We start from the raw sequence: 26,529 nt of genomic DNA, 5'->3' as shown, positions 1-26,529 counted from the left end.
GCTGATGCGGAGGAAACGATGCGGCCGACCGCCACGGTGCTGGTCTACAGCGACGACGCGAACACCCGCGAACAGGTGCGGCTCGCGACCGGTCGCCGGCCCGCCGCCGATCTGCCTCCGGTGGAGTTCGTGGAGTGCGCGACGCTCCCGGCCGTCCTGGAGGCCCTGGAGGACGGCGGGATCGACGTGTGCGTCCTGGACGGGGAGTCGGCCCCCGCGGGCGGGATGGGCGTCTGCCGGCAGATCAAGGACGAGATCTTCCAGTGCCCGCCGGTGGTGCTGCTCATCGGCCGCCCGCAGGACGCCTGGCTGGCCACCTGGAGCCGCGCGGAGGCCGCGGTGACGCATCCGGTGGACCCGGTGGCCCTGACGGACGCGCTGGCCGGGCTGCTTCGCAAGCGGCTCGCGGTGGGCGCCTGACCGCACGCGGTGCGGCGTCACGCGGTCATGCCATGGGGCGGAGCCGGGCCGAGTCGGCCGGGGTGCTGCCGTCCCGCTGACCGGCGGCGAGGGCGCTGCCCTGACGCCAGTCGGTCCAGGCCATGTTCCAGTCGCCGTAGCCGTTGCCGAACGTGGCCATGTCGTCCCCGTTGCTGTTGACGACCGTGACGAGGTCGCCGAGGTGCACGGTGTTGAAGAACCACTGGGCGTTCGCGGTGGACATGCCGGTGCAGCCGTGGCTGACGTTGGCGTAGCCCTGTGAGCCCGTCGACCAGGGCGCGGCGTGGACGTATTCACCGCTTTCGGTGACCCGGGCCGCCCAGTAGACCATCAGATCGTAGGAACCGGCGCCGAGACCGATGCTGGCGCCCGTCATTCGCACCGCCGACTCCTTGGCGAGGATCACCTTGGTGCCGTTACGGGTGTCGAACCCGGGCATACCGGTCGTGATCGGGATGGTCCGGATCACCTGCCCGTTGCGCCGCACCGTCATCTGGTGGGTCCCGGAGTCGGTCAGGGCCTCGATCCGGTCGCCGGTGGTGATCTTCAGCGGCTTGGCGTCACCGCCGTAGAGCCCGCCGCCGACCCTGATGCCCTTGAGGTTGGAGTGGACCTTGACGGTGGCGTGCGCGGGCCAGTACTCGGCCGGGCGGTAGTGCAGCGTCTTGCTGTTCACCCAGTGCCAGACACCCTCCACCGCGGGCTGTGAGTCGACCTTCAGACCCCGCTCGACCACGGCCCGGGCCGAGGGGTCCTTCACCGGGCGGCTCAGCTTGGCGGTGATCGGCTGGCCCACCCCGTACTCGCCCGACTTCGGGCCGAAGGTGACCTTCAGCAGCTTGCGCTTGGAGCTGGTGGTGAAGTCGATCGTACGGCGGCCCGGCGCGCCGCCCGAGTCCTCCGTGGACACCCGCAGCGTGTAGTGGGCGCCCGCCGCCAGCGGCACGGTGGAGCGCCACCGGCTGCCGTCCGGCGTCAGTTCGCCCCGTACGTACCGGCCCGCAGCGTCGGTGGCGGTGACGTCCGTGATCCGGCCGTCGTCGCCCTTGGCGGTCACTTGGAGCGGCCGGTCCGGATCGGCGTTGCGTGCGCCGCTCTCACCGCTGAAGGAGATCTGGTCGGCGGCGTCGTACGGCTTGGCGGACAGCGGGTCCGAGGAGGGGCCCCCGCATCCGCTGAGACCCGCTATCAGCGACGCCACCAGCAGGGCACTGGAGAGCACCGCCCGGGTTCGAGGAGATCGAGGTGTGTGGTTCATGCAGCTCACGCTATGGACACCCGCGGTGGACGGCGCGCCGGACGAGGCAGCAGGGTGACACGGCAGGGGGCACCTCCCAGCGGTAGCTGGGGGCGGGCCGAAGGGGCGCGCCGCTGTCGGAAGGGAGAGCGCGCGCAGGGAGCGAGGGCTCGTATTGATGTGCGGCTCCCGCGCGAGCGACCGAGCACGGTCGACCGTCGACAGGGGCTGAGGCGCCCCGGAGGCGAACCGAGCCTCAAACGCGGAGGGGCCCGGCACCGAGGTCGGTGCCGGGCCCCTCCGAGAGAGCCTGCTACTGGTTCTGGTTCTCGCCGCGGTAGTACTCGAAGACCCACCCGAAGAGGCCGACCATGATGATCGGGGCGGAGAAGAACAGCAGCCACCAGCCGAAGACGACACCCATGAAGGCCAGGGCGCCACCGACGGCCAGGGACAGCGGCTGCCAGCTGTGCGGGGAGAAGAAGCCCAGCTCACCGGCGTCGTCCGCGACGTCCGCGTCCTTGTTGTCCTGCGCTCCGACATCCACCCGGCGCGCGGTGAACGCCAGATAGAAGCCGATCATGATGCTCAGCCCGAAGGCGAGGAACAGCGCCGTGGTACCGGCGGGCTCCTTCGACCACACGCCGTAGACGACCGCCATCAGCAGGATGAAGACGGCGAGCCAGATGAACATCCGGCCTTGGACCTTCACTTGTCGGCCTCCTTACCACCCGCGAGGGCCTTGTCCTGGTCGGCCGCACCCTGGTGCTCGAGCTGGTCGAGCGCCGCGATCTCGGGGTGGTGCAGGTCGAACGCCGGGGATTCGGAACGGATCCGCGGCAGGGTGAGGAAGTTGTGCCGCGGCGGCGGGCAGGAGGTCGCCCACTCCAGCGAGCGGCCGTAGCCCCACGGGTCGTCGACCTCGATCTTCTTGCCGTACTTGGCGGTCTTCCAGACGTTGTAGAGGAACGGCAGGATCGACAGGCCGAGCAGGAACGAGCTGATCGTGGAGATCGTGTTCAGCGCGGTGAAGCCGTCGGCCGCCAGGTAGTCGGCGTACCGGCGCGGCATACCCTCGGCGCCCAGCCAGTGCTGCACCAGGAAGGTGCCGTGGAAGCCGATGAACAGCGTCCAGAAGGTGATCTTGCCGAGCTTCTCGTCCAGCATCTTGCCGGTCATCTTCGGCCACCAGAAGTGGAAGCCGGAGAACATCGCGAAGACCACGGTGCCGAAGACCACGTAGTGGAAGTGGGCCACCACGAAGTACGAGTCGGAGACGTGGAAGTCCATCGGCGGCGACGCCAGGATGACGCCGGTGAGACCACCGAAGGTGAAGGTGATGAGGAAGCCGATCGCCCAGAGCATCGGGGTCTCGAAGCTCAGCGAGCCCTTCCACATCGTGCCGATCCAGTTGAAGAACTTGATACCGGTCGGAACCGCGATCAGGAACGTCATGAAGGAGAAGAACGGCAGGAGCACCCCGCCGGTGACGTACATGTGGTGCGCCCACACGGTCACGGACAGACCCGCGATGGAGATCGTCGCGGCGACCAGGGTGAAGTAACCGAACATCGGCTTGCGCGAGAAGACCGGGATGACCTCGGAGATGATGCCGAAGAACGGCAGCGCGATGATGTACACCTCTGGGTGTCCGAAGAACCAGAAGAGGTGTTGCCACAACAACGCCCCGCCATTGGCCGCGTCGAAGACATGCGCCCCGAATTTACGGTCCGCCTCCAGGGCGAACAGCGCGGCGGCCAGCACCGGGAAGGCGAGCAGCACCAGAACGGCGGTCAGCAGCACGTTCCAGGTGAAGATCGGCATGCGGAACATCGTCATGCCGGGAGCGCGCATGCAGATGATCGTGGTGATGAAGTTGACCGCACCGAGGATCGTGCCGAAGCCGGAGAAGGCCAGACCCATGATCCACATGTCGGCACCGACGCCCGGCGAGCGGACCGCGTCCGACAGCGGCGAGTACGCGAACCAGCCGAAGTCGGCCGCGCCCTGCGGGGTCAGGAAGCCGCCCACCGCGATGAGCGAGCCGAAGAGGTACAGCCAGTACGCGAACATGTTCAGCCGCGGGAACGCCACGTCGGGCGCGCCGATCTGGAGCGGCATGATCCAGTTCGTGAAGCCCGCGAACAGCGGGGTGGCGAACATCAGCAGCATGATCGTGCCATGCATGGTGAACGCCTGGTTGAACTGCTCGTTCGACATGATCTGCGTGCCCGGGCGGGCCAGCTCGGCGCGCATGAAGAGCGCCATCAGTCCGCCGATGCAGAAGAACGCGAACGACGTGACCAGGTAGAGCGTGCCGATCGTCTTGTGGTCCGTGGTGGTCAGCCACTTGACGACGACATTGCCGGGCTGCTTGCGGCGCACCGGCAACTCATCCTCGTACGAGGCGGTTGCGTCGGCACCCTGGGGTTCGTTGAGGATGCTCACTGTGTCTTGGTCTCCGCGTTCTTGGCGGGGTCCGTCTGCGCAATGCCCGCCGGGATGTATCCCGTCTGGCCCTTCTTCGCCAGGTCCTTCAGGTGCTGCTGGTAGCGCTCCGGGGAAACGACCTTGACGTTGAAGAGCATGCGGGAGTGGTCGACACCGCACAGCTCGGCGCACTTGCCCTTGAAGGTGCCCTCACGGTTCGGGGTGACCTCGAACCGGTTGGCGTGGCCCGGGATGACGTCCATCTTCATCAGGAAGGGGACCACCCAGAACGAGTGGATGACATCGCGGGAGGTCAGGATGAACTCGACCGACTCACCCTTGGGCAGCCACAGGGTCGGACCCGGGTTGCCGTTCTGCGGATTCCGCTCACCGGGGGTGCCGGTCTCGTAGACGCCCTCGGCGCCCTTGGGGACGGTGTCGAGCATCTTGTCGGGGATGGACGACACCTCCTTCGGGGTGGCCTTGGGGCTGGCCGCGTTCCCGTCGACGTTCTCCATGTAGTTGAAGCCCCAGCTCCACTGGTAGCCAACGACGTTGACCACGTGATCGGGCTTCTTGGAGGTCTTGAGGAGGGCGTTCTCATCGCGCGCGGTGAAGTAGAACAGCACCGAGACGATGATGATCGGGACCACGGTGAACAGTGCCTCGAGGGGCATGTTGTACCGGACCTGTACCGGGACCTCGATCCTGGTCCTGGCCCTGCGGTGGAGGACGACCGACCACAGGATCAGGCCCCAGACCAGCACGCCCACGGCGAGCGCTGCTGCCCACGAGCCCTGCCACAGGGAGAGGATCCGCGGCGCCTCCTCTGTAGCCGGGGTGGGCAATCCGAGGCGGGGGAAGTCCTTGGATGTGCAACCGGTGGCGGTCGCCAGGACCAAGCCCGCGGACAGCGCCTGCAGCAGCTTCCGCCGCACCGGGCGCCGCGACGAGCGGTCGGAGCCGTTGGGACTCACGTAGCGCCTTCCCGAGAGTCTCGCCCGCGCGGTCGGCCGCGGCCGTCATCTGGTCGGTCGCCGGCCCGGTGCGGGCAGGGGTTTGGATGTTTATGCGGACCAAACCCTACTGGACGCCATTTGGCGCTGCGCGGGGAGGGTGCCCAACGCGCCGCACCCCTCCCCGAAGGGGTGGCATCGCCGCAGGAACACCGTGGAATCCCAACGGAATGACCTGCTCCGCCAGCGTTTTCCGGGCCCGCGGGCGGTGCGGGGTGTGGCCGGGGAACGGCCGGGGTACAGGTGGTGCGGGCACCGCCCCGTTCGTGTGATGCCGCGCGTCGGCACGCCGTACGCCCGTGCGTGGCACCTGCGCGTTTTTGTCATGAGCGGTGCGCCGGATTCTTGTCATGAGCGGTGCGCCGGATTTCCGTCCTGAGCCGTGCGCCGGGCACAGCGACTAGCGTTCTTTACGTGCCCTATTTCGACGCGGCCTCGTCCGCACCTCTGCATCCCGTGGCCCGGCAGGCGCTGCTCGCCGCCCTCGACGAGGGGTGGGCCGACCCGGCCCGGCTCTACCGCGAGGGACGGCGCGCCCGGCTGCTGCTGGACGCCGCGCGGGAGACGGCCGCCGAGGCCGTGGGATGCCGCCCGGACGAGCTGGCCTTCACCCCCTCGGGGACCCGCGCCCTGCACGACGGCATCGCCGGGGCGCTCGCCGGGCGCCGGCGGGCCGGGCGGCGGCTGATCGTCTCCGCCGTGGAGCACTCCGCGGTGTTCCAGGCCGCGGCGGCGCACGAGGCGTCCGGCGGCACGGTCACCGAGGTCCCGGTGGACCGTACGGGACGGGTCGCGCCGGAGCGTTACGCGGCGGCCCTGCGCGAGGCGCCCGACGACATCGCGCTGGCCTGCCTCCAGTCCGCCAACCACGAGGTCGGCACGGTGCAGCCGGTGGCCGAGGCGGCGGAGGCGTGCGCGGCGGACGGCGTGCCGCTGCTGGTGGACGCGGCGCAGTCGCTGGGCTGGGGCCCGGTGGAGGGCCGGTGGTCGCTGCTCACCGCGAGCGCCCACAAGTGGGGCGGCCCGGCCGGGGTCGGGCTCCTCGCGGTGCGCAAGGGCACGCGGTTCCGTCCGGCCCCGGTGGACGAGCGGGAGTCGGGCCGCGCCCCGGGCTTCGAGAACCTCCCGGCCATCGTCGCGGCCGCCGCCTCGCTGCGCGCCGTACGGGCCGAGGCCGCGGAGGAGGCGGAGCGGCTGCGGGGGCTGGTGGACCGCATCCGGGCCCGGGTGCCGGACCTGGTGCCGGACGTGGAGGTGGTCGGCGACCCGGAGCGGCGGCTGCCGCACCTGGTCACCTTCTCGTGTCTCTATGTCGACGGAGAGGCGCTGCTGCACGAGCTGGACCGGGCGGAGTTCTCGGTCTCGTCCGGGTCGTCGTGCACGTCGAGCACGCTGGTCCCCAGCCATGTGCTGAGGGCCATGGGGGTGCTGTCCGAGGGCAACATCCGCGTCTCGCTCCCGCGCGGGACCGCGGGGACGGACGTGGAACGGTTCCTGGAGGTGCTGCCGGGCGTGGTGGCCGGGGTCCGCGAGCGACTGGGCGCCCCGGAGGCGGCCGGTGCCGCTGCCGCGGAGGCCGCTTCCGAGACTCCTGGCCTGATCGTCGATTCGCTGGGCAAGCGGTGCCCGATTCCGGTGATCGAACTGGCCAAGGTCATCGGCGACGTACCGGTGGGCGAGGTGGTGACCGTGCTGTCCGACGACGAGGCGGCGCGGCTGGACATCCCGGCGTGGTGCGAGATGCGGGGGCAGACGTACGAGGGTGAGCGCCCCGCCGAGCGCGGCACGGCGTACCGGGTGCGCCGCCGGGCCTGAAGCCGTCGGGTGTGAAGGGGCCGGGGGTGAAGGGGCCGGGTGTGAAGCCGCCGGGCCTGGAGCGGAGACGGCGGCGGGGCCGGAGGAACGTTCCCCCGGCCCCGCCGTCGTGTGCCGTACCGGGCCGTCAGGCCAGGTGGTCGCCGATCTCGGCCGCCGCTTCGTGGCCGTAGGCCTTGGCGAAGCGCTCCATGAAGTGGCCGCGGCGCAGCTCGTACTCCTGCGTGCCGACCGTCTCGATGACGAGCGTCGCGAGCATGCAGCCCACCTGGGCGGCGCGCTCCAGCGGGAGGTTCCAGGACAGGCCGGAGAGGAAGCCCGCGCGGAAGGCGTCGCCGACGCCCGTCGGGTCGGCCTTCTGCTCCTCCTCGGCGCAGCCGACGACGATCGGCTCCTCGCCGTCGTGCTCGATCCGGACGCCCTGGGCGCCCAGCGTGGTGATGCGGGTGCCGACCTTGGCGAGGATCTGCTCCGAGGTCCAGCCGGTCTTGGTCTCGATCAGCGCGGCCTCGTACTCATTGGTGAAGAGGTACTGCGCGCCGCCCACCAGCACCCGGATGTCCTCGCCGTCCATGCGGGCGAGCTGCTGGGAGGGGTCCGCGGCGAACGGGATGCCGCGCGAGCGGCACTCCTCGGTGTGGCGGACCATCGCCTCCGGGTCGTCCGCGCCGATGAGCACCAGGTCGAGGCCGCCGACCCGGTCGGCGACCGGCTGGAGCTCGATCTGGCGGGCCTCGCTCATCGCTCCGGTGTAGAAGGAGGCGATCTGGTTGTGGTCCTCGTCCGTGGTGCAGACGAAACGCGCGGTGTGCTGCGTCCCGGAGATCCGGACGGATTCGGTGTCCACGCCGTGCCGGTCCAGCCAGGCACGGTATTCGGCGAAGTCCTCGCCGGCCGCGCCGACCAGGATCGGGCGCAGCCCGAGCACCCCCATGCCGAAGCAGATGTTCGGGGCGACCCCGCCCCGGCGGACTTCGAGGGTGTCGACCAGGAAGGAGAGGGAGACCGTGTGCAACTGGTCGGCGACCAGCTGATCGGCGAAGCGTCCGGGGAAGGTCATCAGATGGTCGGTGGCAATGGAGCCGGTGACGGCGATACGCACGAGAGCTGCTCCTGTTTCGGGGCGGCGGCGAAATCGGACGCTTCACGCTATCGGCTTCCCGGGCCGCTTACGAACGGGAGGAACTACCCGGTAGTAGGGCATACGGTGCAGAGATGACGGGGCTCGTGCCCGTACGGCCCCCTCGGACCGGGAGGCCGTATGCCGCAGCACGTCACCCCCGCCCAGGCCGCCGCCGGGGCGATCGAGCCCGAGGCCCTGGCCGAACTGCGCGGCTACGGGGCGCGGATGGCGCCGCACTGGTCGGTCCCGGTGGTCACCGTAGCGCCTCCCGCCGCGCCCGTGTCCCCGTCGCGCATCCGCGGGATCACGGTTCCCGCCGCGTCCGCCGATCTGGTCGGCGGCATGTCCGACTACGGGGACTGACGGCGGCGGCCGAGCACGGCGGCCGAAAAGCTTCGGCCCCAGGGGAAGGAACCAGCCGCCCCTTCACCCCGTCACACCGGCAACCCCCTCGCGAGGGCAGTAAGCCGGACAACGTGAGCGGAGCCGAAGGAGAGAAACGGTGAGCACCGAGGAGACCGACACCCCGCAGACCCCCGACGACGACCATCCGCAGCCGCGTCGGCGTTCCCGGCTGGCCGTCGTATCGGTGGCGGCAGCGGTGCTGGTCGCCGGTGGCGGCGGCGCCTACTGGGCCTCGACCGCGGTGGGCGGCGGCTCCCAGGGCGCGGGCTCGGCGGGCCGCGACGGATCCCCCCAGCCCCTCGCACTGGACGCGTACGCCGCCCCGGCGGGGAACGACGGGCACGAGGGGATCGCGGTCGGCGAGCCCGACCCGAACGGCAGCGGCCGCTACGAGGTCGACGGAAAGCTGCCGGACGGACCCGACGAGGCACCCGTCTACCGCACCGACGCCAAGGTCACCAAGGCCGAGGTGGCGCGGCTGGCGAAGGCGCTGGACGTCTCCGGCAGCCCCCGCGCCGACCACGGCAACTGGAAGGTCGGGGGCACGAAGGACGGCCAGGGGCCGGTGCTGCGGGTGAGCCGGAAGGGCCCGGGCAACTGGTCGTACTCCCGCTTCGGGACGGCGGGCGGCACCACCTGTGTGCACCCGCCGGGCGCGGGGCCGGAGGCCGACAGCACGTCCTGCCCGACCTACCGCGAGGGCGACAAGAAGAGCGGCACCGACAAGAGCGGCGGTGACGACAAGGCCGTGTCCGAGGAGAAGGCCAAGCGCACGGCCGGGCCGGTGCTCAAGGCGCTCGGGCTGACGGACGCGAAGCTCGACGCGAGCGGCCGCTACGGCGCCGTGCGCATGGTCAACGCGGACCCGGTGCTGGACAAGCTGCCCACCCAGGGCTGGACGACCAGCCTCCAGGTGGGCGCGGACGGTCAGCTGACCGGCGGGAACGGCGCGCTGTCGACGCCCGAGGAGGGCGACAGCTATCCGCTGATCAGCGCGGAGCAGGCGCTGAAGAAGCTCAACGCCACGGCCCCCAAGAGCGGCGGCGCCGGGTCGGGGAAGGTGACCGTGACGTCGGTGACCTTCGGGCTGGCCGCGCACTCCGTCGCCGGGCAGCGGGCCCTGGTGCCGTCGTGGATCTTCAAGACCGAGCCGACCGGGGCCAACGGCGTCCCGGCGACCCTCCCCTACCCGGCGGTGAAGCCGGAGTTCATCAAGAAGAAGGCGGACCCCCGCAGCGACACCCCGGGCCAGGGCAAGAAGCACAGTGAGCCGGGCACGCCGGGCCGCGGCTCCAAGGCCGACGACATCACCTCGTACAGCGTGGACGGGAAGACCCTGACGCTGCGCTTCTGGGGCGGCGTGTGCGACACCTACTCGGTCTCCGCCGACGAGACGTCGAAGAAGGTCACGGTCGAGGTCAAGAGCAAGCCGAAGCGTCCGGGCCAGGCGTGCATCCTCATGGCCAAGGAGATGACGAAGAAGGTCACGCTCGACAAGCCGCTGGACGGCCGCGAGGTCGTGGACAAGGCCACGGGCGACAAGGTCCCGGCTCAGAAGAAGTAATCAAGGGGCACACAGCGCCGGAGGCGGCGGGTCCGGATGGACCCGCCGCCTCCGCCTGTGCCTGTCGCTTCAGGGCTCAGCTGAAGGAGTCGCCACAGGCGCAGGAGCCCGTGGCGTTCGGGTTGTCGATCGTGAAGCCCTGCTTCTCGATGGTGTCGACGAAGTCGATCGAGGCACCGCCCAGGTACGGGGCGCTCATCCGGTCGGTCACGACCTTGACGCCGTCGAAGTCCTTCACGACGTCGCCGTCGAGCGAGCGCTCGTCGAAGAAGAGCTGGTAGCGCAGGCCGGAGCAGCCACCGGGCTGGACGGCGACGCGCAGCGCGAGATCCTCGCGGCCCTCCTGCTCCAGCAGGCTCTTGACCTTCGACGCGGCGGCGTCGGACAGGATGATGCCCTCGCTCGCGGTGGTCTCGTCCTGAACGGTCATCTGCTTCTCTCCCGGGTCGTACGGACTGCTTGCCGTCGGAACCAACCAACGGCGCCCCGGATTCATTCCGGGTCCAGCGCGTTTCCTGGCCTTCATGCTCGCATACGGGGCCAGTGGACCGTAATGCGTCACATCGACGCGATGCCCATCGTCAACATGACGTGAAGCGGTTATGATAGATAGCGTCAAATTGACGATTAGGGTTCCGAGTGAAGAAAGAAGGGTGCGTGTTGTGACCACCGCCCAGCCCCTCGACGTCCAGCCGAGCCCCCTCGCGCTGCTCCTCCTCGGCCGTGACGCCGACCCGAGGAGCGAACGTGGTGTGGAGTGCCCCGGCGACCTCCCCGCGCCCTCCGACCCGGATCTGGTGGCCCGCGCCCGCGCGGCCAAGGAGAAGCTCGGCGACAAGGTCTTCGTGCTCGGCCACCACTACCAGCGCGACGAGGTCATCGAATTCGCCGATGTCACCGGTGACTCCTTCAAGCTCGCCCGTGACGCGGCCGCCCGGCCGGACGCCGAGTACATCGTCTTCTGCGGTGTGCACTTCATGGCGGAATCCGCCGACATCCTGACCGGCGACGGCCAGCAGGTGGTCCTCCCCGACCTGGCCGCGGGCTGCTCGATGGCCGACATGGCGACCGCCGAGCAGGTCGCCGAGTGCTGGGACGTGCTGACCGAGGCGGGCGTCGCCGGGACGACGGTGCCGGTGTCGTACATGAACTCCTCCGCCGACATCAAGGCCTTCACCGGCCGCCACGGCGGCACGATCTGCACCTCCTCCAACGCCCGCCGCGCCCTGGACTGGGCGTTCCAGCAGGGCGAGAAGGTGCTGTTCCTCCCCGACCAGCACCTGGGCCGCAACACGGCGGTGCGGGACATGGGCATGTCGCTGGAGGACTGCGTCGTCTACAACCCGCACAAGCCCGGCGGCGGGCTGACCGCCGAGCAGCTCCGCGACGCCAGGATGATCCTGTGGCGCGGCCACTGCTCCGTGCACGGCCGCTTCTCGCTGGAGTCCGTACGGGACGTCCGCGAGCGCATACCCGGCGTCAACGTGCTGGTGCATCCCGAGTGCAAGCACGAGGTGGTCGCGGCGGCCGACCTCGTCGGCTCGACGGAGTACATCATCAAGACCCTCGAAGCCGCCCCGGCGGGCAGCAAGTGGGCCATCGGCACCGAGCTGAACCTCGTCCGGCGGCTGGCGAACCGATTCGCCGGAGAGGGCAAGGAGATCGTCTTCCTCGACAAGACGGTGTGCTTCTGCTCGACCATGAACCGGATCGACCTGCCGCACCTGGTGTGGGCCCTGGAGTCGCTGGTCGCGGGCAAGGTCGTGAACCGCATCCAGGTGGACCCGGAGACCGAGGCCCACGCGAAGGCCGCCCTGGAACGGATGCTGGCGCTCCCGTAACCGCTCGCCCGGCCCCGCCCGGGGGTTTCACGCCCCCGGGCGGACCAGGCCCGTTTCATACGCGATGACCACCAGCTGGGCCCGGTCCCGGGCGCCCAGCTTCGCCATCGCCCGGTTGACGTGCGTCTTCACGGTCAGCGGGCTGACCTCCAGACGGCCGGCGATCTCGTCGTTGGAGTGGCCGCCCCCGACCTGGACCAGCACCTCGCGCTCCCGTCCCGTGAGGGCGTCCAGCCGGGAGGCGTCGTACGCGGCGCCGCCGGAGCCCGGGACGCCCTGGGCCAGGAAGCGGGCGATCAGGCCCTTGGTGGCGACCGGGGAGAGCAGCGCCTCGCCCGCGGCCGCGATGCGGATGGCGGAGAGGAGCTCGCCGGGTTCGGCGCCCTTGCCGAGGAAGCCGCTCGCCCCCGCCCGCAGCGAGTCCACCACGTACTCGTCGACCTCGAACGTGGTCAGCATGACCACCCGGACGTCCGCGAGCCGCGGATCCTCGCTGATCATGCGGGTGGCGGCGAGTCCGTCCGTACCGGGCATGCGGATGTCCATCAGCACCACGTCGGCGCCCCTGGCCCGCACGATCTCGACCGCCTCCGCGCCGTCGGACGCCTCCCCCACCACCTCCATGTCGGGCTCCGAGTCGACCAGCACCCGGAACGCGCTGCGCAGCAGCGTCTGGTCATCGGCGAGCAGCACCTTGATCGTCATGACTCCCCTCCCCCACGGGCCTGGAGCGGAAGTGTCGCCCGGACCCGGAATCCGCCCTCGGGGCGGGGTCCCGCCTCGCAGGTGCCGCGCAGCGCGGCGACCCGTTCCCGCATCCCCAGCAGCCCGTGCCCGCCACCGTCCTCGGAGGGGGTGCCGACGCCGTCGTCCGACACCGTGATCTCCAGCGCGCTGTGCGTACGGACGATGCGGACCTCGGCCTTGACGTCGGGCCCGGCGTGCTTGTGCACATTGGTCAGCGCCTCCTGGACGACCCGGTACGCGGTGAGGTCCACCGAACCGGCGAGCGGCCCCAGGCCCTCCTGCGGCCGTTCCTCGACCTGGACCCGCATCCCGGCCCGTACGAAGCCGTCCACCAGCTGGTCCAGGACGCCGAGGCCCGGCGCGGGCTCGGTGGGCGCCGCGGGGTCGCCGTACTGCCGCAGCAGGCCGACGGTGGCGCGCAGCTCGTCCAGTGCCGAGCGGCTGGCCTGCCGTACGTGCGCGAGCGCCTCCTTGGCCTGGTCCGGGCGGTTGTCCATGACGTGCGAGGCGACCCCGGCCTGCACGTTGACCAGCGCGATGTGGTGCGCGACGACGTCGTGCAGCTCGCGGGCGATGCGCAGCCGCTCCTCGGCGACCCGGCGACGGGCCTCCTCCTCGCGGGTGCGCTCGGCGCGCTCGGCCCGCTCCTCGATCGCGGCGATGAAGGCGCGGCGGCTGCGGACGGCGTCGCCCACGGCGGCGGCGAGCCCGGTCCAGGCGAAGATGCCCCAGTTCTCCTGCGCGTACCAGGGGGTGAGGCCGAACAGCATCCCGGTGCCGGTGAGCAGCACGGCCGTGACGGCGCCGATCCGCCAGGTGGTGGACCGGTCGGTGCGGGCGGCGACGGTGTAGAGCGCGACCACGACCCCGAACACGATCGAGGTGCGCGGCGGCCCCTCGTCGTTGGTGACGATCTCGATGACGCTGATCGCGCAGGTGAACGCGAGCACCGCGCGCGGCAGCTCGCGGCGCAGCACGAGCGACGCCGAGGTGAGGGTGGCCAGCAGCCCGAAGAAGACACCGATGTGCTGGTGGTCGCGCAGATGCGGGTTGGACACCGCGCCGATGAGGATCAGGGCGAGGCAGCCGGCGGCCACGAGGGTGTCCAGGGCTCGCGGATGGGCGGCCAGCCAGCGGTGCGGACGGGCCAGGCCCGGCCCGACGGCGAGGGGAGTCACGGGATCCAACGGTAAACGCCGCGCCGGACCGCTTCGGCGGCGTCCCGCCCCCGGCGCCTGTGCGGCCTCGCCGGAATCCGCCGTGACGTGGGTTGTGACCTGGGACGACGCACGGGCTGCGGGCACGGTGCTCAGCCCGGGATGAGGCCGTCGTCCTTGAGCATCGCCTTGACTTCCTCAAGCGTCGCCTCGGGGGCGGGCAGGATCAGCCCCGAGGGCTCCAGCGCGTCGGCGGGCAGCGGCTCACCCGCCGAGCGCACCGCGTCGAGGAGTGCGCCGAGTGTGCGCCGGAAGCCGTCGTGGTCGCCGCTTTCGATTTCGGCGAGCAGATCGTCGTCCAGCTTGTTGAGTCCGGGCAGGTGGCTGTCGTCCACCCGCACCTGTCCCTCCCCCATGATCCGTACGATCATGACGACCTCCTCGGGACGTCGACAGACCCGCCCGGTCCAGGGGCGGCGGCTACTGCTTGTCGAACTTCTGCTGGTTCTGCGACTGCTGCGACTGGTCCTGGCCGCCGCCCTCGATCGCCTGCTGCGACCCGCCACCGGCCAGCTCGGCCTTCATCCGCTGAAGCTCCAGCTCCACGTCCGTGCCGCCGGAGATCCGGTCCAGCTCGGCCGCGATGTCGTCCTTGGCCATCCCGGACTGGTCGTCGAGCGCACCGGAGGCCAGCAGCTCGTCGATCGCGCCCGCGCGGGCCTGGAGCTGCGCCGTCTTGTCCTCGGCACGCTGGATCGCCATGCCGACGTCGCCCATCTCCTCGGAGATGCCGGAGAACGCCTCGCCGATCCGGGTCTGCGCCTGGGCCGCGGTGTAGGTGGCCTTGATGGTCTCCTTGCGGGTGCGGAACGCGTCCACCTTGGCCTGGAGCCGCTGCGCGGCCAGGGTGAGCTTCTCCTCCTCGCCCTGGAGCGTCTGGTGCTGCGTCTCCAGGTCGGTGACCTGCTGCTGGAGCGCGGCACGGCGGGACAGCGCCTCGCGCGCCAGGTCCTCCCGGCCGAGCGCGAGCGCCTTGCGGCCCTGGTCCTCCAGCTTGGAGGACTGGCCCTGCAACTGGTTCAGCTGAAGCTCCAGGCGCTTGCGGGAGGTGGCCACGTCGGCCACACCGCGCCGGACCTTCTGGAGCAGCTCCAGCTGCTTCTGGTACGAGTAGTCAAGGGTCTCGCGCGGGTCCTCGGCCCGGTCCAGGGCCTTGTTGGCCTTCGCGCGGAAAATCATCCCCATACGCTTCATGACACCGCTCATGGGCCTCGCGCGCCCCCTTCTGACGGACTTGTGACACCGGCACACCCAACAGACCCAGCCTACGGGCCCTGCTTCCATTACCGCACTGTTCCGCCCGTCCCGCGCTCCTCCCACAGGACGATCGCGGTCCGGGCGCCTCCGGCGCAGGGAGGAGCGCGGCCAATGCGGTTTCCGGTTCTTTGCCCCTGACGCTGGGGCCCACACCGGTGACCCCGTACTCTTGGGCTTTGTGTTCCGAAGCCGTTCCAAGGATGAGCAGGCCGCCACCGCCAAGGTGACCGCGGACCAGCCGCAGCAGCCCCGAGACCCGCAGGCGCCCAAGGGCCGCCCCACGCCCAAGCGCAGCGTGGCCCAGTCGCAGCGCCGCAGCCTGGCGCATACGCCGACCACGCGCAAGGAAGCCGCCAAGCGGCAGAAGGAGGCCCGCCGCTCCGACCTGGCGCGCCAGCGCGAGGCGCTGGCCGGTGGCGACGAGCGTTACCTCCCGGCCCGCGACAAGGGCCCGGTGCGCCGGTTCGCCCGTGACTTCGTGGACTCGCGGTTCGTCATCGCCGAGTTCTTCCTGCCGCTCGCCGTGCTGATCATGGTGCTCAGCATGATCCAGGCGGGCGCCATGCAGAGCTATGTGCTGCTGCTGTGGATGGTCGTCATCGTGCTGATCGTCCTGAACTCGTTCGTGATCTCCTTCCAGCTCAAGCGTCAGCTGCGCCAGAAGTTCCCGGACGAGAACCTGCGGGGCGCCGTCGCGTACGCCCTCATGCGCACCCTCCAGATGCGCCGGCTGCGCCTGCCCAAGCCGCAGGTCAAGCGCGGAGAGCGGCCCTGAGCGGGAGATCCGGCTTCGCCGGAGGAGCGGCGGGCTGGCTCGGCGGCCTCGGAGGCTTACGGAACACGGTCCGGCAGGCCCTGGTCGCCCATCAGCTCGATGAGCAGATCACCTCGCGGTTCCGGTTCGACCAGCGGCTGAGGGTCCTCGACGTCGGCCTCGGCCAGGGCACCCAGGCCCTGCGATTAGCCCGCGCCGGCCACAAGGTGACCGGCCTCGAATCCGATCCGGCGATGCTGGAGGCGGCCCGTACCGCCCTGGCCGACGAGCCCGAGGGCATCCGGCAGCGGGTGAAGCTGCTGGAGGGCGACGGCCGGGAGACCGGCGCCACGTTCCTGCCCGGCGCCTTCGACGTGGTGCTCTGCCACGGCGTCCTCATGTACACGGACGAGCCGGACCCGCTGCTCGCCGGTCTGGCCCGGGTCCTCGCCCCCGGCGGACTGCTCTCGCTCCTGGTGCGCAACGCCGACGCGCTCGCGATGCGGCCGGGGCTCGCCGGGGACTGGGATGCCGCGCTCGGCTCCTTCGACTCCCCCACGTACACCAACCGCCTCGGGCTCCAGGTCCGCGCCGACCGGCGCGAGGAGCTGACCACCACGCTCACCGCGATCGGGGCGCCCCTGCACGCCTGGTACGGGGTGCGGGTCTTCACCGACCAGGCCCCCGACACCGCCGAGCCCCCGCCGTCTCCCGAGTGGGACCGGCTGCTCGCCGCCGAGGAGCGGGCCGGGCGCACCGACCCGTACCGCGCGGTGGCGGCGCTGCTGCACCTGTGCGGGGTGCGGGGCTGAGGGACGTGCGGGCTCAAGAGAGGGGGGCGGTGCCCCGCCCCCCTTCGACTACTCCGCGTGCAGGCTCATCGGTCCGTAGATCTTCGATCCGTCCTCGAAGAGCGTGACCTGTTCCGCCCCGCCCTCCAGGAGCGCCTTCCACTCCTCACCGATCCACGACTCCGCGTCCCCCTGGGTCGGGAACTCCTCGGGCTGCACCGCGGGCGCCGTCTCGGTCCCGTCGGACTTCTCGAACCGCCACGTCCAGGCCATGTCCGCCTCCTCGATCCCACCGGTCGACACGTGATATCTGCCCGCAGCCTAGGCGACTGATCACTCCGTACGGCTCCGAACGGATCGGTACGTCTCCGCGGAGGGTGACCCGGCGCGCCCGGCCCGCGAGGACGCGAGACGATCAGAGCGTGGAACTCACTCTTCTGGGCACCGGGGCCCCCGACGGACTGCCGCGCCACGGCTGTCCCTGCGCGGCCTGCGCGACCGCCGTCGGCGACGAGGCGCGGGCGGCGACGGCACTCCTGATCGACGGCGCGCTGCTCCTCGACCTCACCCCGGGCGCCGCCTTCGCTGCGGCGCGGGCCGGGTACTCGCTGGTCGGGGTGCGGCAGGTGCTGCTCTCACATCCGCACGCGGGCCCCGCCGTCGAGTTCCCGGCCGGGCTCCCGGCGCCGGGGCGGGTCCCGGACGGGCGCGAACTGTCCCTGATCAGCGGGCACCGGGTGCGGGCGGTGGCGCTGGACTCGCCCGGTACGGGGTACGAGGTGGCCGGGCCCGACGGCACCCGCCTGCTGTACCTGCCGCCGGGCGGCGCCCCGTCCGGGCTGTCCGGCCCCGTCGCCGAGCCGTACGACATGGTCGTGCTCGACGTACTCGGCCGCCCCGACGCCCTCGCCCGGCTCCGGGCGGCCGGCGGCGTGGGGCCCACCACTGACATCGTGGCCGTCCACCTCGACCACACCGTGCCCCCCGGTGCCGAGTTGCACCGCCGCCTCGCGGCGGCGGGCGCGCGGACCGTACCGGACGGCAGCACGCTGATCGTCGGCGAGTACCACGAGGTGCCGGACCTGCCGCGGCGCACCCTGGTGCTGGGCGGGGCGCGCTCCGGCAAGTCCCTCGAAGCGGAACGGCGGCTGGCCGCCTTCCCCGACGTGCTGTACGTGGCCACCGGCGGCACCCGGGTCGGCGACCGCGAGTGGGCCGCCCGCATCGCCGCCCACCGCGACCGCCGTCCCGGCTCGTGGCGCACCGCCGAGACCTGCGACCTGGTGCCGCTGCTGGCGGACGACGGCGCCCCGCTGCTGATCGACTGTCTGGCGCTGTGGCTCACCGACGCGATGGACTCCGTCGGGGCCTGGGACGACGAGAAGTGGACCCACGGCGGCGAACGCGCCCTCCACGAACGGGTCGGCCGTCTCGTCGCGGCCGTGCGGGCGACGGAGCGGACGGTGGTGGCCGTCAGCAACGAGGTCGGCGCCGGGGTGGTGCCCGCGACGGCCGCGGGGCGTCGCTTCCGCGACGAACTGGGGCGGCTGAACGCCGGGTTCGCGGGCGAGTGCGAGCAGGTCCTGCTGGTGGTGGCGGGCCAGGCCCTCCCCCTGCGCGGCTGACCCGGGCTCTCCCCCACCCCGCCCCTTCCCGAAACGGGGGACACCCCCGCCCCCGCCGGAGCTCCGCCCCCGGCCCCCGCTCCTCAATCGCCGGAGGGGCTGGAGTGCGCCCCTTCCCAGGGGTTGAAGCGGAGCAACTCCGCCCCAGGCCACGGGCCTCGGGAGGCAGAGGCAGGCGCGCCGGGGTGGCCGGGATCCGGGGGTGCCCGCGGTTTCGGTGCCTCTCGCCTGGGGGCTGTGGCCGGGCTGAGCCCGGCATCGCCGGGGGCCCGGGGGTGTCCCCCGGTTTCGGGAAGGGGCGGGGCAGGGGAAAGAGTTCCCCTCGGCGTCGGGGAGATCGTTGGGGGGCGGGGTTTCAACGGCGGGCGGCCGGTAGGGTTCAGGCCGTGAGCAGCGGCCTGAATCTCGATGACTTCGTCGACCTGATCGAGCGCCCCGACGGGGGCATACGACGTGACGCCGAGGAGCGGCGGGAGCGGCTGGTGCCGCCGCCCGGCGCGCTCGGGCGGCTGGACGAGCTGGGCGAGTGGCTGGCCGCCGCCCAGCAGCAGGTGCCGGTGAAGCCGATCGAGCGGCCCCGGGTGGTGCTGTTCGCGGGCGACCACGGCATCGCGGAACTGGGCGTGTCCGCCCGCCCCGCGGGCACCGCCCACCACCTCGTCCGCGCCGTGATCGACGGCGAGAGCAGCGTGGCCGTGCTCGCCCGCCGCTTCGGGGTGCCCGTCCGCGTCGTCGACATGGCGCTGGACTGCGATCCCGACGAGCTGCCCGGCGAGGTCACCCGGCACCGGGTGCGCCGCGGTTCGGGGCGGCTCGACATCGAGGACGCGCTGACGGCCGAGGAGGCCGAGCAGGCGTTCCGTACCGGCATGGCCATCGCGGACGAGGAGGCCGACGCGGGGACGGACCTGGTGGTGCTCGGTGACCTCAGCGTGGGCGGCACGACCGCCGCGGCCACGCTGACCGCCGCGCTGTGCGGCACGGACGCGTCCGTGGTGACCGGGCGCGGCGGTGCCGGGATCGACGACCTGGCGTGGATGCGCAAGTGCGCGGCGATCCGCGACGGGCTGCGCCGGGCCCGTCCGGTCCTCGGGGACCAGCTCCAGCTGCTGGCCACGGTCGGCGGCGCGGACCTCACCGCGATCACCGGGTTCCTGCTCCAGAGCGCGGTGCGCCGCACCCCGGTGATCCTGGACGGCGTCGTCTCGGCGGCGTGCGCCCTGGTCGCGCAGCGGGTGGCGTTCCGGGCGCCGGACTGGTGGCTGGCGGGCCAGGCCAGCGGCGAACCGGCGCAGGAGAAGGCGCTGGACCGGATCGCGCTCACCCCGCTGCTCGACCAGGGCGTCACGGTGGGCGAGGGCGCGGGGGCGCTGTTGGCGCTGCCGCTGGTCCAGGCGGCCGCGGCGCTCGCGGGGGAACTCCCCGAGCGGGCGCAGGCCGAGGAACCAGAGGACGCCTGACGGGGCCTCAGTTCGGCTCGGAGAAGCCGCCGATCCAGTCCTGGAGCCGCCGCCGTACCCCGTCCCAGCGCGCGTCGTGGCGGGCGGCCCGGCGGCGCGCGCGGGCCCGGGTCCGGGGGCGGTGGCGGTAGACGCGGCGGTCCCACGGCGATCCGGGGCGCGCGAGCCGTACCGCGCCGACGATCGCCACGAGCGGCACCAGCACCCCGATCACCGCGATCCGCAGCTTGCCCTTGACGAGGGCGAGCAGGGCGAAGGCGAAGTTGAGGGACACCTCCGCGACCACCGCCCCGCGGTCGCTGCGTTCGGCGTCGGACACCTCGTTCACCCCGAACGGCAGGAAGCCGCTGAGCACCAGGGCGACGAGGGCGGCGGTGACCACGACGACCTCGACGCTCTGTCGGCCCTGCTCGGTCCAGTAGACGTCGTGCAGGTGGAGGATCAGCGCGAACTCGTCCAGCACCAGCCCCGCGCCCACCCCGAAGAGCACCGCCGAGATCGCCGCCCCCACCCCGTGCCGTCCACTCGCGACCGCGCCGAAGCCGCCGATGACGGTGAGGATCACGCCGGGCACCACATGGTGGACGTGCACCCCGCCGGGAGTGACGTCATGGAACGGGCCCTTGCCCGCCTTGATCAGCCGGGTGATGGTGCGCGTGATCACGAACGAGAGGATGAACGAGGCCAGCGCGAGGAGCAGCGGCAGCTTGCCGGGCTCCACGATGTTGCGTTCCCACCAATGGCCCATGGCCCGTCAGGGTCGCGCGATACCCTGCGGCGCGATGGACACCACGCCGGAGCAGTCCCCCGACCGCCAGCCGGACCCGGACCCGGAGATACCGCCGGACCCCGGTCCGGAGATACCGCCGCGTCCGGCGCATCCCCCGCGCGCCTCCCTGGATGACGGCCTCCGCTTCGCCTTCGGCACGCTCACGGCGCTGCCCGTGACGGTGGCGCGCTGGGATCGCGAGGCGGCGCGCGTGGGCATGCTGTGCGCCCTGCCGGTCGGGCTGACGGTCGGGCTGTGCGCGGCCGGGTTGGGCGGTGTGCTGCTGTTCCTGGGCGCCGGGCCGCTGCTCGCGGCCGTCGCCTCCGCCGCCGTACCCGCCGTACTGACCCGCGGCCTCCACCTCGACGGCCTCGCGGACACCGCGGACGGCCTCGGCAGCGGCAAGCCCGCGGACGAGGCGCTGCGGATCATGAAGCGGTCGGACATCGGCCCGTTCGGCGTCATCACCCTGCTGTTCGTGCTGCTCGCGCAGGTCGCGGCGCTGGCCGAGCTGTACGGGGAGAGCTGGACGCGCGGCGCGGTGGCCGCCGCCGCCGCGGGGCTCGTCGCCCGGTGCGCCCTGACGCTCGCGGCCCGCCAGGGGATGCCCGCGGCCCGGCCGGAGGGGCTGGGCGCGGCGGTCGCGGGGGTGGTGCCGCCGCGGGCGGCCGTCGCCGCGGCGGCGCTGGCCGTCGTCGTGTGTGCGGGCGCGGGCGCGCTGGTCGATGTGTACGCCATGCCGATGTACGGGCTGGCGGCGCTGGCCGGGCTCGCGGCCGCCGATCTGCTGTCGCGCCACTGTGTGCGCCGCTTCGACGGGGTGACGGGGGACGTCTTCGGCGCCCTCGCGGAAACCGCCGCCACGGCGACCCTACTGGTGATCACCTTCGGCTGAGGACAGGGGCACCCCATGGGTCCCGGTCACGGATCATGGGCTCGGGAGGCGCACCGCGCCTCGGAATAAGCTGGGCCGCACGGCCGACGACACCCAAGACGTCGGCCGGAACCACCGGAACCGGAAGAGGGACCCGACCACTGTGACTGCACTGACTCTCAGCACCTCCTCCGCCGCGTCGCTGCGCGCGGATGCCGTCGTCGTCGGCGTGGCGAAGGGGCCCAAGGGCCCGGTCGTCGCCCCGGGCGCCGAGGCCGTGGACAAGGCGTTCGGCGGGAAGCTCGCCACCGTTCTGGAGACGCTCGGCGCGACGGGCGCCGAGGGTGAGGTGACCAAGCTGCCCGCCGCGTCCGGGCTCAAGGCCCCGGTCGTGCTGGCAGTCGGCCTGGGCGAGGCCCCGGCGAAGGGCGACGGCTTCGACGCCGAGGCGCTGCGCCGCGCCGCGGGCGCGGCCGCCAGGGCGCTGGCGGGGTCGAAGAAGGGCGCGTTCGCGCTGCCGGTCGAGGACGCGGCGGACGCGGCCGCGGTCGCCGAGGGCGCGCTGCTCGGTGCGTACGCGTACGCGTACGACAAGGGCAACAGCAACGGCGCGAAGAACGGCAAGGACGGCAAGGACGCCAAGGGCGACAAGGACAAGAAGAACAACGGTCCGCTCGCCGAGGTGGCCCTGCTCGGCGCCAAGCCGCGCGACAAGGCGTACAAGGCGGCGGCCGAGCGCGCCACGGCGCTGGTCGCCGAGGTCAACCGGGCCCGCGACCTGATCAACACCCCGTCGAACGTGCTCGACCCGGCCTCGTTCGCGGCGGCCGCCGTGACCGCGGCCAAGGAGCACGGCCTGAAGACGGAGGTGCTGGACGAGAAGGCCCTCACCAAGGGCGGCTACGGCGGCATCCTGGGCGTGGGCCAGGGCTCGGACGCCCCGCCGCGGCTGGTGCGGATCGCGTACACCCACCCCAAGGCGGAGAAGACGCTCGCGCTGGTCGGCAAGGGCATCACCTACGACTCGGGCGGCATCTCGCTGAAGCCGGCCGGTCACAACGAGACCATGAAGTGCGACATGAGCGGCGCGGCCGCGGTGTTCGCCACCGTGGTGGCGGCCGCCAAGCTGGGGCTGCGGGTCAACGTCACCGGCTGGCTGGCGCTGGCCGAGAACATGCCGTCGGGTTCGGCGACCCGCCCCGGCGACGTGCTGTCGATGTACAGCGGCAAGACCGTCGAGGTGCTGAACACGGACGCCGAGGGCCGGCTGGTGCTCGCCGACGCGCTCACCCGCGCGTGCGAGGAGAAGCCGGACGCGATCGTGGACGTGGCGACGCTGACGGGGGCGATGGTCCTGGCGCTGGGCAACCGCACGTTCGGGATCATGTCGAACGACGACGCGTTCCGCACCGCGCTGCACGAGATCGCGGACGAGGTGGGCGAGGCGTCCTGGCCGATGCCGCTGCCGGCCGATCTTCGCAAGAGCATCGAGTCCCCGGTCGCCGATCTGGCGAACATGGGCGAGCGCATGGGGGGCGGTCTGGTGGCCGGTATCTTCCTGAAGGAGTTCGTGGAGGACGGCATCGCCTGGGGTCACCTGGACATCGCGGGTCCGGCCTTCAACGAGTCCGGTCCGTTCGGCTACACCCCCAAGGGCGGCACGGGCTCCGCGGTCCGCACCCTGGTGCGGCTGGCGGAGCGCACCGCCGACGGGGATCTAGGCTGACGGGGAAACCCCTTACCGGGTACTGCCGAGTAACCCCTGGACCCGGGTCCAGAGATATCTCACACAGCGGCCCCGCGTCCCGCCTCCCGTCAACAAGTGCGAAGATGTTGCCCGGCAGGACAGGGCCCCCACACCAGGGCTGCGAGCAAGAAGCGGCCGAACAACCGCCGCCGCCCGGCCACCCACGGTCGGCCCGGCGCACCCATGCATGGAGGACGTGACGTGGCGAACGACGCCAGCACCGTTTTCGACCTAGTGATCCTCGGAGGCGGTAGCGGCGGTTACGCCGCTGCCCTGCGCGCGGCGCAGCTGGGTCTGGACGTCGCCCTGATCGAGAAGGACAAGCTGGGCGGCACCTGCCTGCACCGCGGCTGCATCCCGACGAAGGCCCTGCTGCACGCCGGTGAACTCGCCGACCAGGCTCGTGAGGGCTCGGAATTCGGCGTGAAGACCACCTTCGAGGGCATCGACATCGAGGGTGTGCACAAGTACAAGGACGGCGTGATCACGGGCCTGTACAAGGGTCTCCAGGGTCTGATCGCGTCCCGCAAGGTCACCTATGTGACCGGCGAGGGCCGGCTGTCCTCGCCGACCTCCGTCGATGTGAACGGCGAGCGCTACACCGGCCGCCACATCCTGCTCGCCACCGGTTCGGTGCCGAAGTCCCTCCCCGGCCTGGAGATCGACGGCAACCGCGTCATCTCCTCGGACCACGCGCTGGTCCTGGACCGGGTTCCGCAGTCCGCGATCGTGCTGGGCGGCGGCGTCATCGGCGTCGAGTTCGCCTCCGCGTGGAAGTCCTTCGGGGCCGACGTCACGATCGTCGAGGCGCTTCCCCACCTCGTCCCGGTCGAGGACGAGAACAGCTCCAAGCTGCTGGAGCGCTCCTTCCGCAAGCGCGGCATCAACTTCTCCCTGGGCTCGCGCTTCTCGGGCGTCGAGTACACCGCCGACGGCGTCAAGGTCTCGCTGGAGAACGGCAAGACCTTCGAGGCCGAGGTGCTGCTGGTGGCCGTCGGCCGCGGCCCGGTCTCCCAGGGCCTGGGCTACGAGGAGGCCGGGGTCGCCATGGACCGCGGCTTCGTCCTCGTCGACGAGTACATGCAGACCAACGTGCCGACCATCTCGGCCGTCGGTGACCTGGTCCCGACGCTCCAGCTCGCCCACGTCGGCTTCGCCGAGGGCATGCTGGTGGCCGAGCGGCTGGCCGGCCAGAACCCCGTTCCGATCGACTACGACGGCGTGCCCCGGGTGACGTACTGCCACCCCGAGGTCGCCTCCGTCGGCATCACCGAGGCCAAGGCCAAGGAGCTGTACGGTGCGGACAAGGTCGTCGCCCTGAAGTACAACCTCGCGGGCAACGGCAAGAGCAAGATCCTCAAGACCGCGGGCGAGATCAAGCTCGTCCAGGTCCGCGACGGTGCTGTCGTCGGCGTCCACATGGTCGGTGACCGCATGGGTGAGCAGGTCGGCGAAGCTCAGCTGATCTACAACTGGGAGGCCCTGCCGGCCGAGGTCGCGCAGCTCGTCCACGCCCACCCCACCCAGAACGAGGCGCTCGGCGAGGCCCACCTGGCACTTGCCGGCAAGCCGCTGCACTCCCACGACTAGTCAGTCCGAGCGCGCGACCCATTCCGCACAGATCGTTAAGGAGCAACCGAACACCATGGCGGTATCCGTAACCCTGCCGGCGCTCGGCGAGAGCGTGACCGAGGGCACCGTCACCCGCTGGCTCAAGGCCGAAGGTGAGCGCGTCGAGGCCGACGAGCCGCTGCTCGAGGTCTCGACCGACAAGGTCGACACCGAGATCCCGGCGCCCAGCGCCGGTGTGCTGACATCCATCAAGGTGGCCGAGGACGAGACGGTCGAGGTCGGCGCCGAGCTGGCCGTCATCGACGACGGCGAGGGTGCCCCGGCCGAGGCCCCCGCCCCGGCCGCCGAGCCCGCTCCGGCGGCCCAGCCCGAGCCCGCCCCGGCCCCCGCGGCCGAGGCCCCGGCCCCCGCCGCCGCCCCGTCCGGTGGCGCCGAGGGCACCGATGTGGTCCTCCCGGCGCTCGGCGAGAGCGTCACCGAGGGCACCGTGACCCGCTGGCTCAAGGAGGTCGGCGAGTCGGTCGAGGCCGACGAGCCGCTGCTCGAGGTCTCCACCGACAAGGTCGACACCGAGATCCCGGCCCCGACCGCGGGCACCCTGCTGGAGATCCTGGTCGGCGAGGACGAGACCGCCGAGGTCGGCGCCAAGCTGGCCGTGATCGGCGCTGCCGGTGCCGCTCCGGCCGCCGCGCCCGCCGAGGCCCCGGCCGCCCCCGCCCCGGCCCCCGAGCCGGTCAAGGAGGAGGCCCCGGCGCCCGCTCCGGCCCCGGAGCCCACGCCCGCTCCGGCTCCCGAGCCCACGCCTGCCCCGGCTCCGGCGCCCGCCCCGGCCCCGGCCGCCAAGGCGCCGTCCATCCCGGCTCCGGCCTCCCCCGAGGCCGAGGGCGCGTACGTGACCCCGCTGGTGCGCAAGCTCGCCGCGGAGAACGGCGTGGACCTGGGCACCGTCAAGGGCACCGGCGTCGGCGGCCGCATCCGCAAGCAGGACGTCATCGCCGCCGCCGAGGCCGCCAAGGCCGCGGCCCAGACGCAGGCGCCGGCTCCGGCCGCCGCCGCGCCCAAGGCCAAGCAGGAGGTCTCCCCGCTGCGCGGCCAGACCATCAAGATGCCGCGGATGCGCAAGGTCATCGGCGACAACATGATGAAGGCGCTGCATGGCCAGGCCCAGCTGACCAGCGTGGTCGAGGTGGACGTCACCAAGGTCATGCGGCTGCGTGCCCAGGCCAAGGAGAGCTTCGCGCAGCGTGAGGGCGTCAAGCTCTCGCCGATGCCGTTCTTCGTGAAGGCCGCCGTCCAGGCGCTGAAGGGCCACCCGGCCGTCAACGCCCGGATCAACGACGACGACACCATCACGTACTTCGACGTCGAGAACGTCGGCATCGCGGTGGACGCCGAGAAGGGCCTGATGACCCCGGTCATCAAGGGCGCGGGCGACCTGAACATCGCGGGCATCGCCAAGAAGACGGCGGAGCTGGCGGGCAAGGTCCGCTCCAACAAGATCACCCCGGACGACATGTCCGGTGCCACCTTCACGATCAGCAACACCGGCTCGCGCGGTGCGCTGTTCGACACGATCATCGTGCCCCCGAACCAGGTCGCCATCCTGGGCATCGGCGCGACCGTCAAGCGCCCGGTGGTCATCAACCACCCGGACCTGGGCGAGACGATCGCGGTGCGCGACATGACGTACGTGGCGCTCTCCTACGACCACCGCCTGGTGGACGGTGCCGACGCGGCCCGCTACCTGACCGCGGTCAAGGAGATCCTGGAGGCCGGCGAGTTCGAGGTCGAGCTCGGTCTCTGAGCCCCCTCCGGCAGACGGCCGCGCCCCGCACGGGCTTCCG

General features: G+C 71.8%; 25 protein-coding genes. 13 read left to right on the top strand and 12 right to left on the bottom strand.

All coding sequences use genetic code 11. From position 1 onward, the window contains the following. Positions 1-18: 18 nt before the first annotated feature. On the top strand, positions 19-420 hold the full coding sequence (locus LCH29_RS10255) for a hypothetical protein (protein ID WP_446461390.1): 402 nt from the start codon (positions 19-21) through the stop codon (positions 418-420). Positions 421-445: 25 nt separating this feature from the next. On the opposite strand, the gene LCH29_RS10250 is transcribed toward LCH29_RS10255, so the two are convergent. From LCH29_RS10250 to ctaC, 4 genes are all read right to left on the bottom strand, one after another. Further along, positions 446-1,699, bottom strand: a complete 1,254-nt coding sequence (locus tag LCH29_RS10250) for an Ig-like domain-containing protein (RefSeq protein WP_446461389.1) — start codon at positions 1,697-1,699, stop codon at positions 446-448. Positions 1,700-1,991: 292 nt separating this feature from the next. Then, positions 1,992-2,390: a cytochrome c oxidase subunit 4 gene (locus LCH29_RS10245; RefSeq protein ID WP_009718587.1), complete on the bottom strand. Its 399-nt coding sequence runs from the start codon at positions 2,388-2,390 to the stop codon at positions 1,992-1,994. Beyond that, complete coding sequence (gene ctaD, locus LCH29_RS10240; protein WP_123101579.1) at positions 2,387-4,126, bottom strand: aa3-type cytochrome oxidase subunit I; 1,740 nt, start codon at positions 4,124-4,126, stop codon at positions 2,387-2,389. Before ctaD ends, LCH29_RS10245 begins: the two co-directional genes overlap by 4 nt. Beyond that, entirely contained in the window at positions 4,123-5,085 is a 963-nt protein-coding gene (gene ctaC, locus LCH29_RS10235) for an aa3-type cytochrome oxidase subunit II (protein WP_446461388.1), read from the bottom strand. The genes ctaD and ctaC overlap by 4 nt, the downstream gene beginning before the upstream one ends. 453 nt (positions 5,086-5,538) lie before the next feature. On the opposite strand from ctaC, the gene LCH29_RS10230 reads away from it, so the two are divergent. Then, entirely contained in the window at positions 5,539-6,939 is a 1,401-nt protein-coding gene (locus tag LCH29_RS10230; RefSeq protein WP_446461387.1) for an aminotransferase class V-fold PLP-dependent enzyme, read from the top strand. Between the two features lie 127 nt (positions 6,940-7,066). Here LCH29_RS10230 and LCH29_RS10225 read toward each other — a convergent pair whose 3' ends face one another. Next, positions 7,067-8,041 (bottom strand): carbohydrate kinase family protein, encoded by a 975-nt coding sequence (locus LCH29_RS10225; RefSeq protein WP_446461386.1) that lies wholly within the window; start codon positions 8,039-8,041, stop codon positions 7,067-7,069. A gap of 159 nt (positions 8,042-8,200) precedes the next feature. Here LCH29_RS10225 and LCH29_RS10220 point away from each other — a divergent pair, with 159 nt between their 5' ends. Further along, positions 8,201-8,425, top strand: a complete 225-nt coding sequence (locus LCH29_RS10220; RefSeq protein WP_123101587.1) for a hypothetical protein — start codon at positions 8,201-8,203, stop codon at positions 8,423-8,425. 139 nt (positions 8,426-8,564) lie between these two features. After that, entirely contained in the window at positions 8,565-10,031 is a 1,467-nt protein-coding gene (locus LCH29_RS10215; RefSeq protein ID WP_446461385.1) for a hypothetical protein, read from the top strand. A 76-nt stretch (positions 10,032-10,107) separates the two neighbouring features. Here the strand turns inward: LCH29_RS10215 and erpA are convergent, their stop codons facing one another. Continuing rightward, a complete protein-coding gene (gene erpA / locus LCH29_RS10210; protein ID WP_179933809.1) occupies positions 10,108-10,461 on the bottom strand; it encodes an iron-sulfur cluster insertion protein ErpA in 354 nt (117 codons plus the stop codon). A gap of 223 nt (positions 10,462-10,684) precedes the next feature. On the opposite strand from erpA, the gene nadA reads away from it, so the two are divergent. Beyond that, positions 10,685-11,872, top strand: coding sequence for a quinolinate synthase NadA (gene nadA / locus LCH29_RS10205; RefSeq protein ID WP_446461384.1), 1,188 nt, complete (start codon positions 10,685-10,687; stop codon positions 11,870-11,872). 27 nt (positions 11,873-11,899) lie between these two features. Here nadA and LCH29_RS10200 read toward each other — a convergent pair whose 3' ends face one another. The 4 genes from LCH29_RS10200 to LCH29_RS10185 all read right to left on the bottom strand — a co-directional run bounded on the left by LCH29_RS10200 (position 11,900) and on the right by LCH29_RS10185 (position 15,030). Continuing rightward, the gene (locus tag LCH29_RS10200) at positions 11,900-12,577 is read right to left on the bottom strand and encodes a response regulator (protein WP_446461383.1); all 678 of its coding nucleotides are present in this window, start codon (positions 12,575-12,577) and stop codon (positions 11,900-11,902) included. After that, complete coding sequence (locus LCH29_RS10195; protein ID WP_446461382.1) at positions 12,574-13,806, bottom strand: sensor histidine kinase; 1,233 nt, start codon at positions 13,804-13,806, stop codon at positions 12,574-12,576. The genes LCH29_RS10200 and LCH29_RS10195 overlap by 4 nt, the downstream gene beginning before the upstream one ends. 122 nt (positions 13,807-13,928) lie before the next feature. Further along, the gene (gene pspAA, locus LCH29_RS10190) at positions 13,929-14,207 is read right to left on the bottom strand and encodes a PspA-associated protein PspAA (protein WP_123101597.1); all 279 of its coding nucleotides are present in this window, start codon (positions 14,205-14,207) and stop codon (positions 13,929-13,931) included. 49 nt (positions 14,208-14,256) lie between these two features. Then, the gene (locus LCH29_RS10185; protein WP_446461381.1) at positions 14,257-15,030 is read right to left on the bottom strand and encodes a PspA/IM30 family protein; all 774 of its coding nucleotides are present in this window, start codon (positions 15,028-15,030) and stop codon (positions 14,257-14,259) included. Positions 15,031-15,271: 241 nt separating this feature from the next. Between LCH29_RS10185 and LCH29_RS10180 the strand changes: the two genes are divergently transcribed. Beyond that, positions 15,272-15,868: a DUF3043 domain-containing protein gene (locus LCH29_RS10180; RefSeq protein WP_123101601.1), complete on the top strand. Its 597-nt coding sequence runs from the start codon at positions 15,272-15,274 to the stop codon at positions 15,866-15,868. A gap of 80 nt (positions 15,869-15,948) precedes the next feature. Next, positions 15,949-16,659, top strand: a complete 711-nt coding sequence (locus tag LCH29_RS10175) for a class I SAM-dependent methyltransferase (protein WP_446461699.1) — start codon at positions 15,949-15,951, stop codon at positions 16,657-16,659. Between the two features lie 48 nt (positions 16,660-16,707). On the opposite strand, the gene LCH29_RS10170 is transcribed toward LCH29_RS10175, so the two are convergent. After that, the gene (locus LCH29_RS10170) at positions 16,708-16,911 is read right to left on the bottom strand and encodes a hypothetical protein (protein WP_039942100.1); all 204 of its coding nucleotides are present in this window, start codon (positions 16,909-16,911) and stop codon (positions 16,708-16,710) included. A gap of 149 nt (positions 16,912-17,060) precedes the next feature. On the opposite strand from LCH29_RS10170, the gene LCH29_RS10165 reads away from it, so the two are divergent. Next, positions 17,061-18,263 carry a bifunctional adenosylcobinamide kinase/adenosylcobinamide-phosphate guanylyltransferase gene (locus LCH29_RS10165; RefSeq protein WP_446461380.1) on the top strand — a complete coding sequence of 401 codons (1,203 nt, stop codon included), beginning with the start codon at positions 17,061-17,063 and terminating at the stop codon, positions 18,261-18,263. 398 nt (positions 18,264-18,661) lie between these two features. Continuing rightward, positions 18,662-19,723 (top strand): nicotinate-nucleotide--dimethylbenzimidazole phosphoribosyltransferase, encoded by a 1,062-nt coding sequence (gene cobT / locus LCH29_RS10160; RefSeq protein WP_446461698.1) that lies wholly within the window; start codon positions 18,662-18,664, stop codon positions 19,721-19,723. Positions 19,724-19,730: 7 nt separating this feature from the next. Here the strand turns inward: cobT and LCH29_RS10155 are convergent, their stop codons facing one another. Further along, positions 19,731-20,471: a hypothetical protein gene (locus tag LCH29_RS10155; protein ID WP_446461379.1), complete on the bottom strand. Its 741-nt coding sequence runs from the start codon at positions 20,469-20,471 to the stop codon at positions 19,731-19,733. Positions 20,472-20,505: 34 nt separating this feature from the next. Here LCH29_RS10155 and LCH29_RS10150 point away from each other — a divergent pair, with 34 nt between their 5' ends. The 4 genes from LCH29_RS10150 to sucB all read left to right on the top strand — a co-directional run bounded on the left by LCH29_RS10150 (position 20,506) and on the right by sucB (position 26,489). After that, positions 20,506-21,387, top strand: coding sequence for an adenosylcobinamide-GDP ribazoletransferase (locus tag LCH29_RS10150; RefSeq protein WP_446461378.1), 882 nt, complete (start codon positions 20,506-20,508; stop codon positions 21,385-21,387). A 142-nt stretch (positions 21,388-21,529) separates the two neighbouring features. Then, positions 21,530-23,092 (top strand): leucyl aminopeptidase, encoded by a 1,563-nt coding sequence (locus tag LCH29_RS10145; RefSeq protein ID WP_446461377.1) that lies wholly within the window; start codon positions 21,530-21,532, stop codon positions 23,090-23,092. Positions 23,093-23,314: 222 nt separating this feature from the next. After that, complete coding sequence (gene lpdA / locus LCH29_RS10140; protein ID WP_123105757.1) at positions 23,315-24,703, top strand: dihydrolipoyl dehydrogenase; 1,389 nt, start codon at positions 23,315-23,317, stop codon at positions 24,701-24,703. 55 nt (positions 24,704-24,758) lie between these two features. Continuing rightward, on the top strand, positions 24,759-26,489 hold the full coding sequence (sucB, locus tag LCH29_RS10135) for a 2-oxoglutarate dehydrogenase, E2 component, dihydrolipoamide succinyltransferase (protein ID WP_446461376.1): 1,731 nt from the start codon (positions 24,759-24,761) through the stop codon (positions 26,487-26,489). The last annotated feature ends 40 nt before the right edge of the window (positions 26,490-26,529 follow it).

Source organism: Streptomyces sp. BRA346 (genome assembly GCF_052851135.1).
This window is presented reverse-complemented; position numbering and strand designations above follow the sequence as displayed.

Excerpts from the sequence above, each read along its gene's own strand:
- LCH29_RS10255 (WP_446461390.1), top strand. The coding sequence starts at position 19 with ATGCGGCCGACCGCCACGGTGCTGGTCTACAGCGACGACGCGAACACC.
- LCH29_RS10250 (WP_446461389.1), bottom strand. The coding sequence starts at position 1,699 with ATGAACCACACACCTCGATCTCCTCGAACCCGGGCGGTGCTCTCCAGT.
- LCH29_RS10220 (WP_123101587.1), top strand. The coding sequence starts at position 8,201 with ATGCCGCAGCACGTCACCCCCGCCCAGGCCGCCGCCGGGGCGATCGAG.
- erpA (WP_179933809.1), bottom strand. The coding sequence starts at position 10,461 with ATGACCGTTCAGGACGAGACCACCGCGAGCGAGGGCATCATCCTGTCC.
- LCH29_RS10200 (WP_446461383.1), bottom strand. The coding sequence starts at position 12,577 with ATGACGATCAAGGTGCTGCTCGCCGATGACCAGACGCTGCTGCGCAGC.
- pspAA (WP_123101597.1), bottom strand. The coding sequence starts at position 14,207 with ATGATCGTACGGATCATGGGGGAGGGACAGGTGCGGGTGGACGACAGC.
- LCH29_RS10185 (WP_446461381.1), bottom strand. The coding sequence starts at position 15,030 with ATGAAGCGTATGGGGATGATTTTCCGCGCGAAGGCCAACAAGGCCCTG.
- LCH29_RS10170 (WP_039942100.1), bottom strand. The coding sequence starts at position 16,911 with ATGGCCTGGACGTGGCGGTTCGAGAAGTCCGACGGGACCGAGACGGCG.
- LCH29_RS10155 (WP_446461379.1), bottom strand. The coding sequence starts at position 20,471 with ATGGGCCATTGGTGGGAACGCAACATCGTGGAGCCCGGCAAGCTGCCG.
- LCH29_RS10150 (WP_446461378.1), top strand. The coding sequence starts at position 20,506 with ATGGACACCACGCCGGAGCAGTCCCCCGACCGCCAGCCGGACCCGGAC.
- sucB (WP_446461376.1), top strand. The coding sequence starts at position 24,759 with ATGGCGGTATCCGTAACCCTGCCGGCGCTCGGCGAGAGCGTGACCGAG.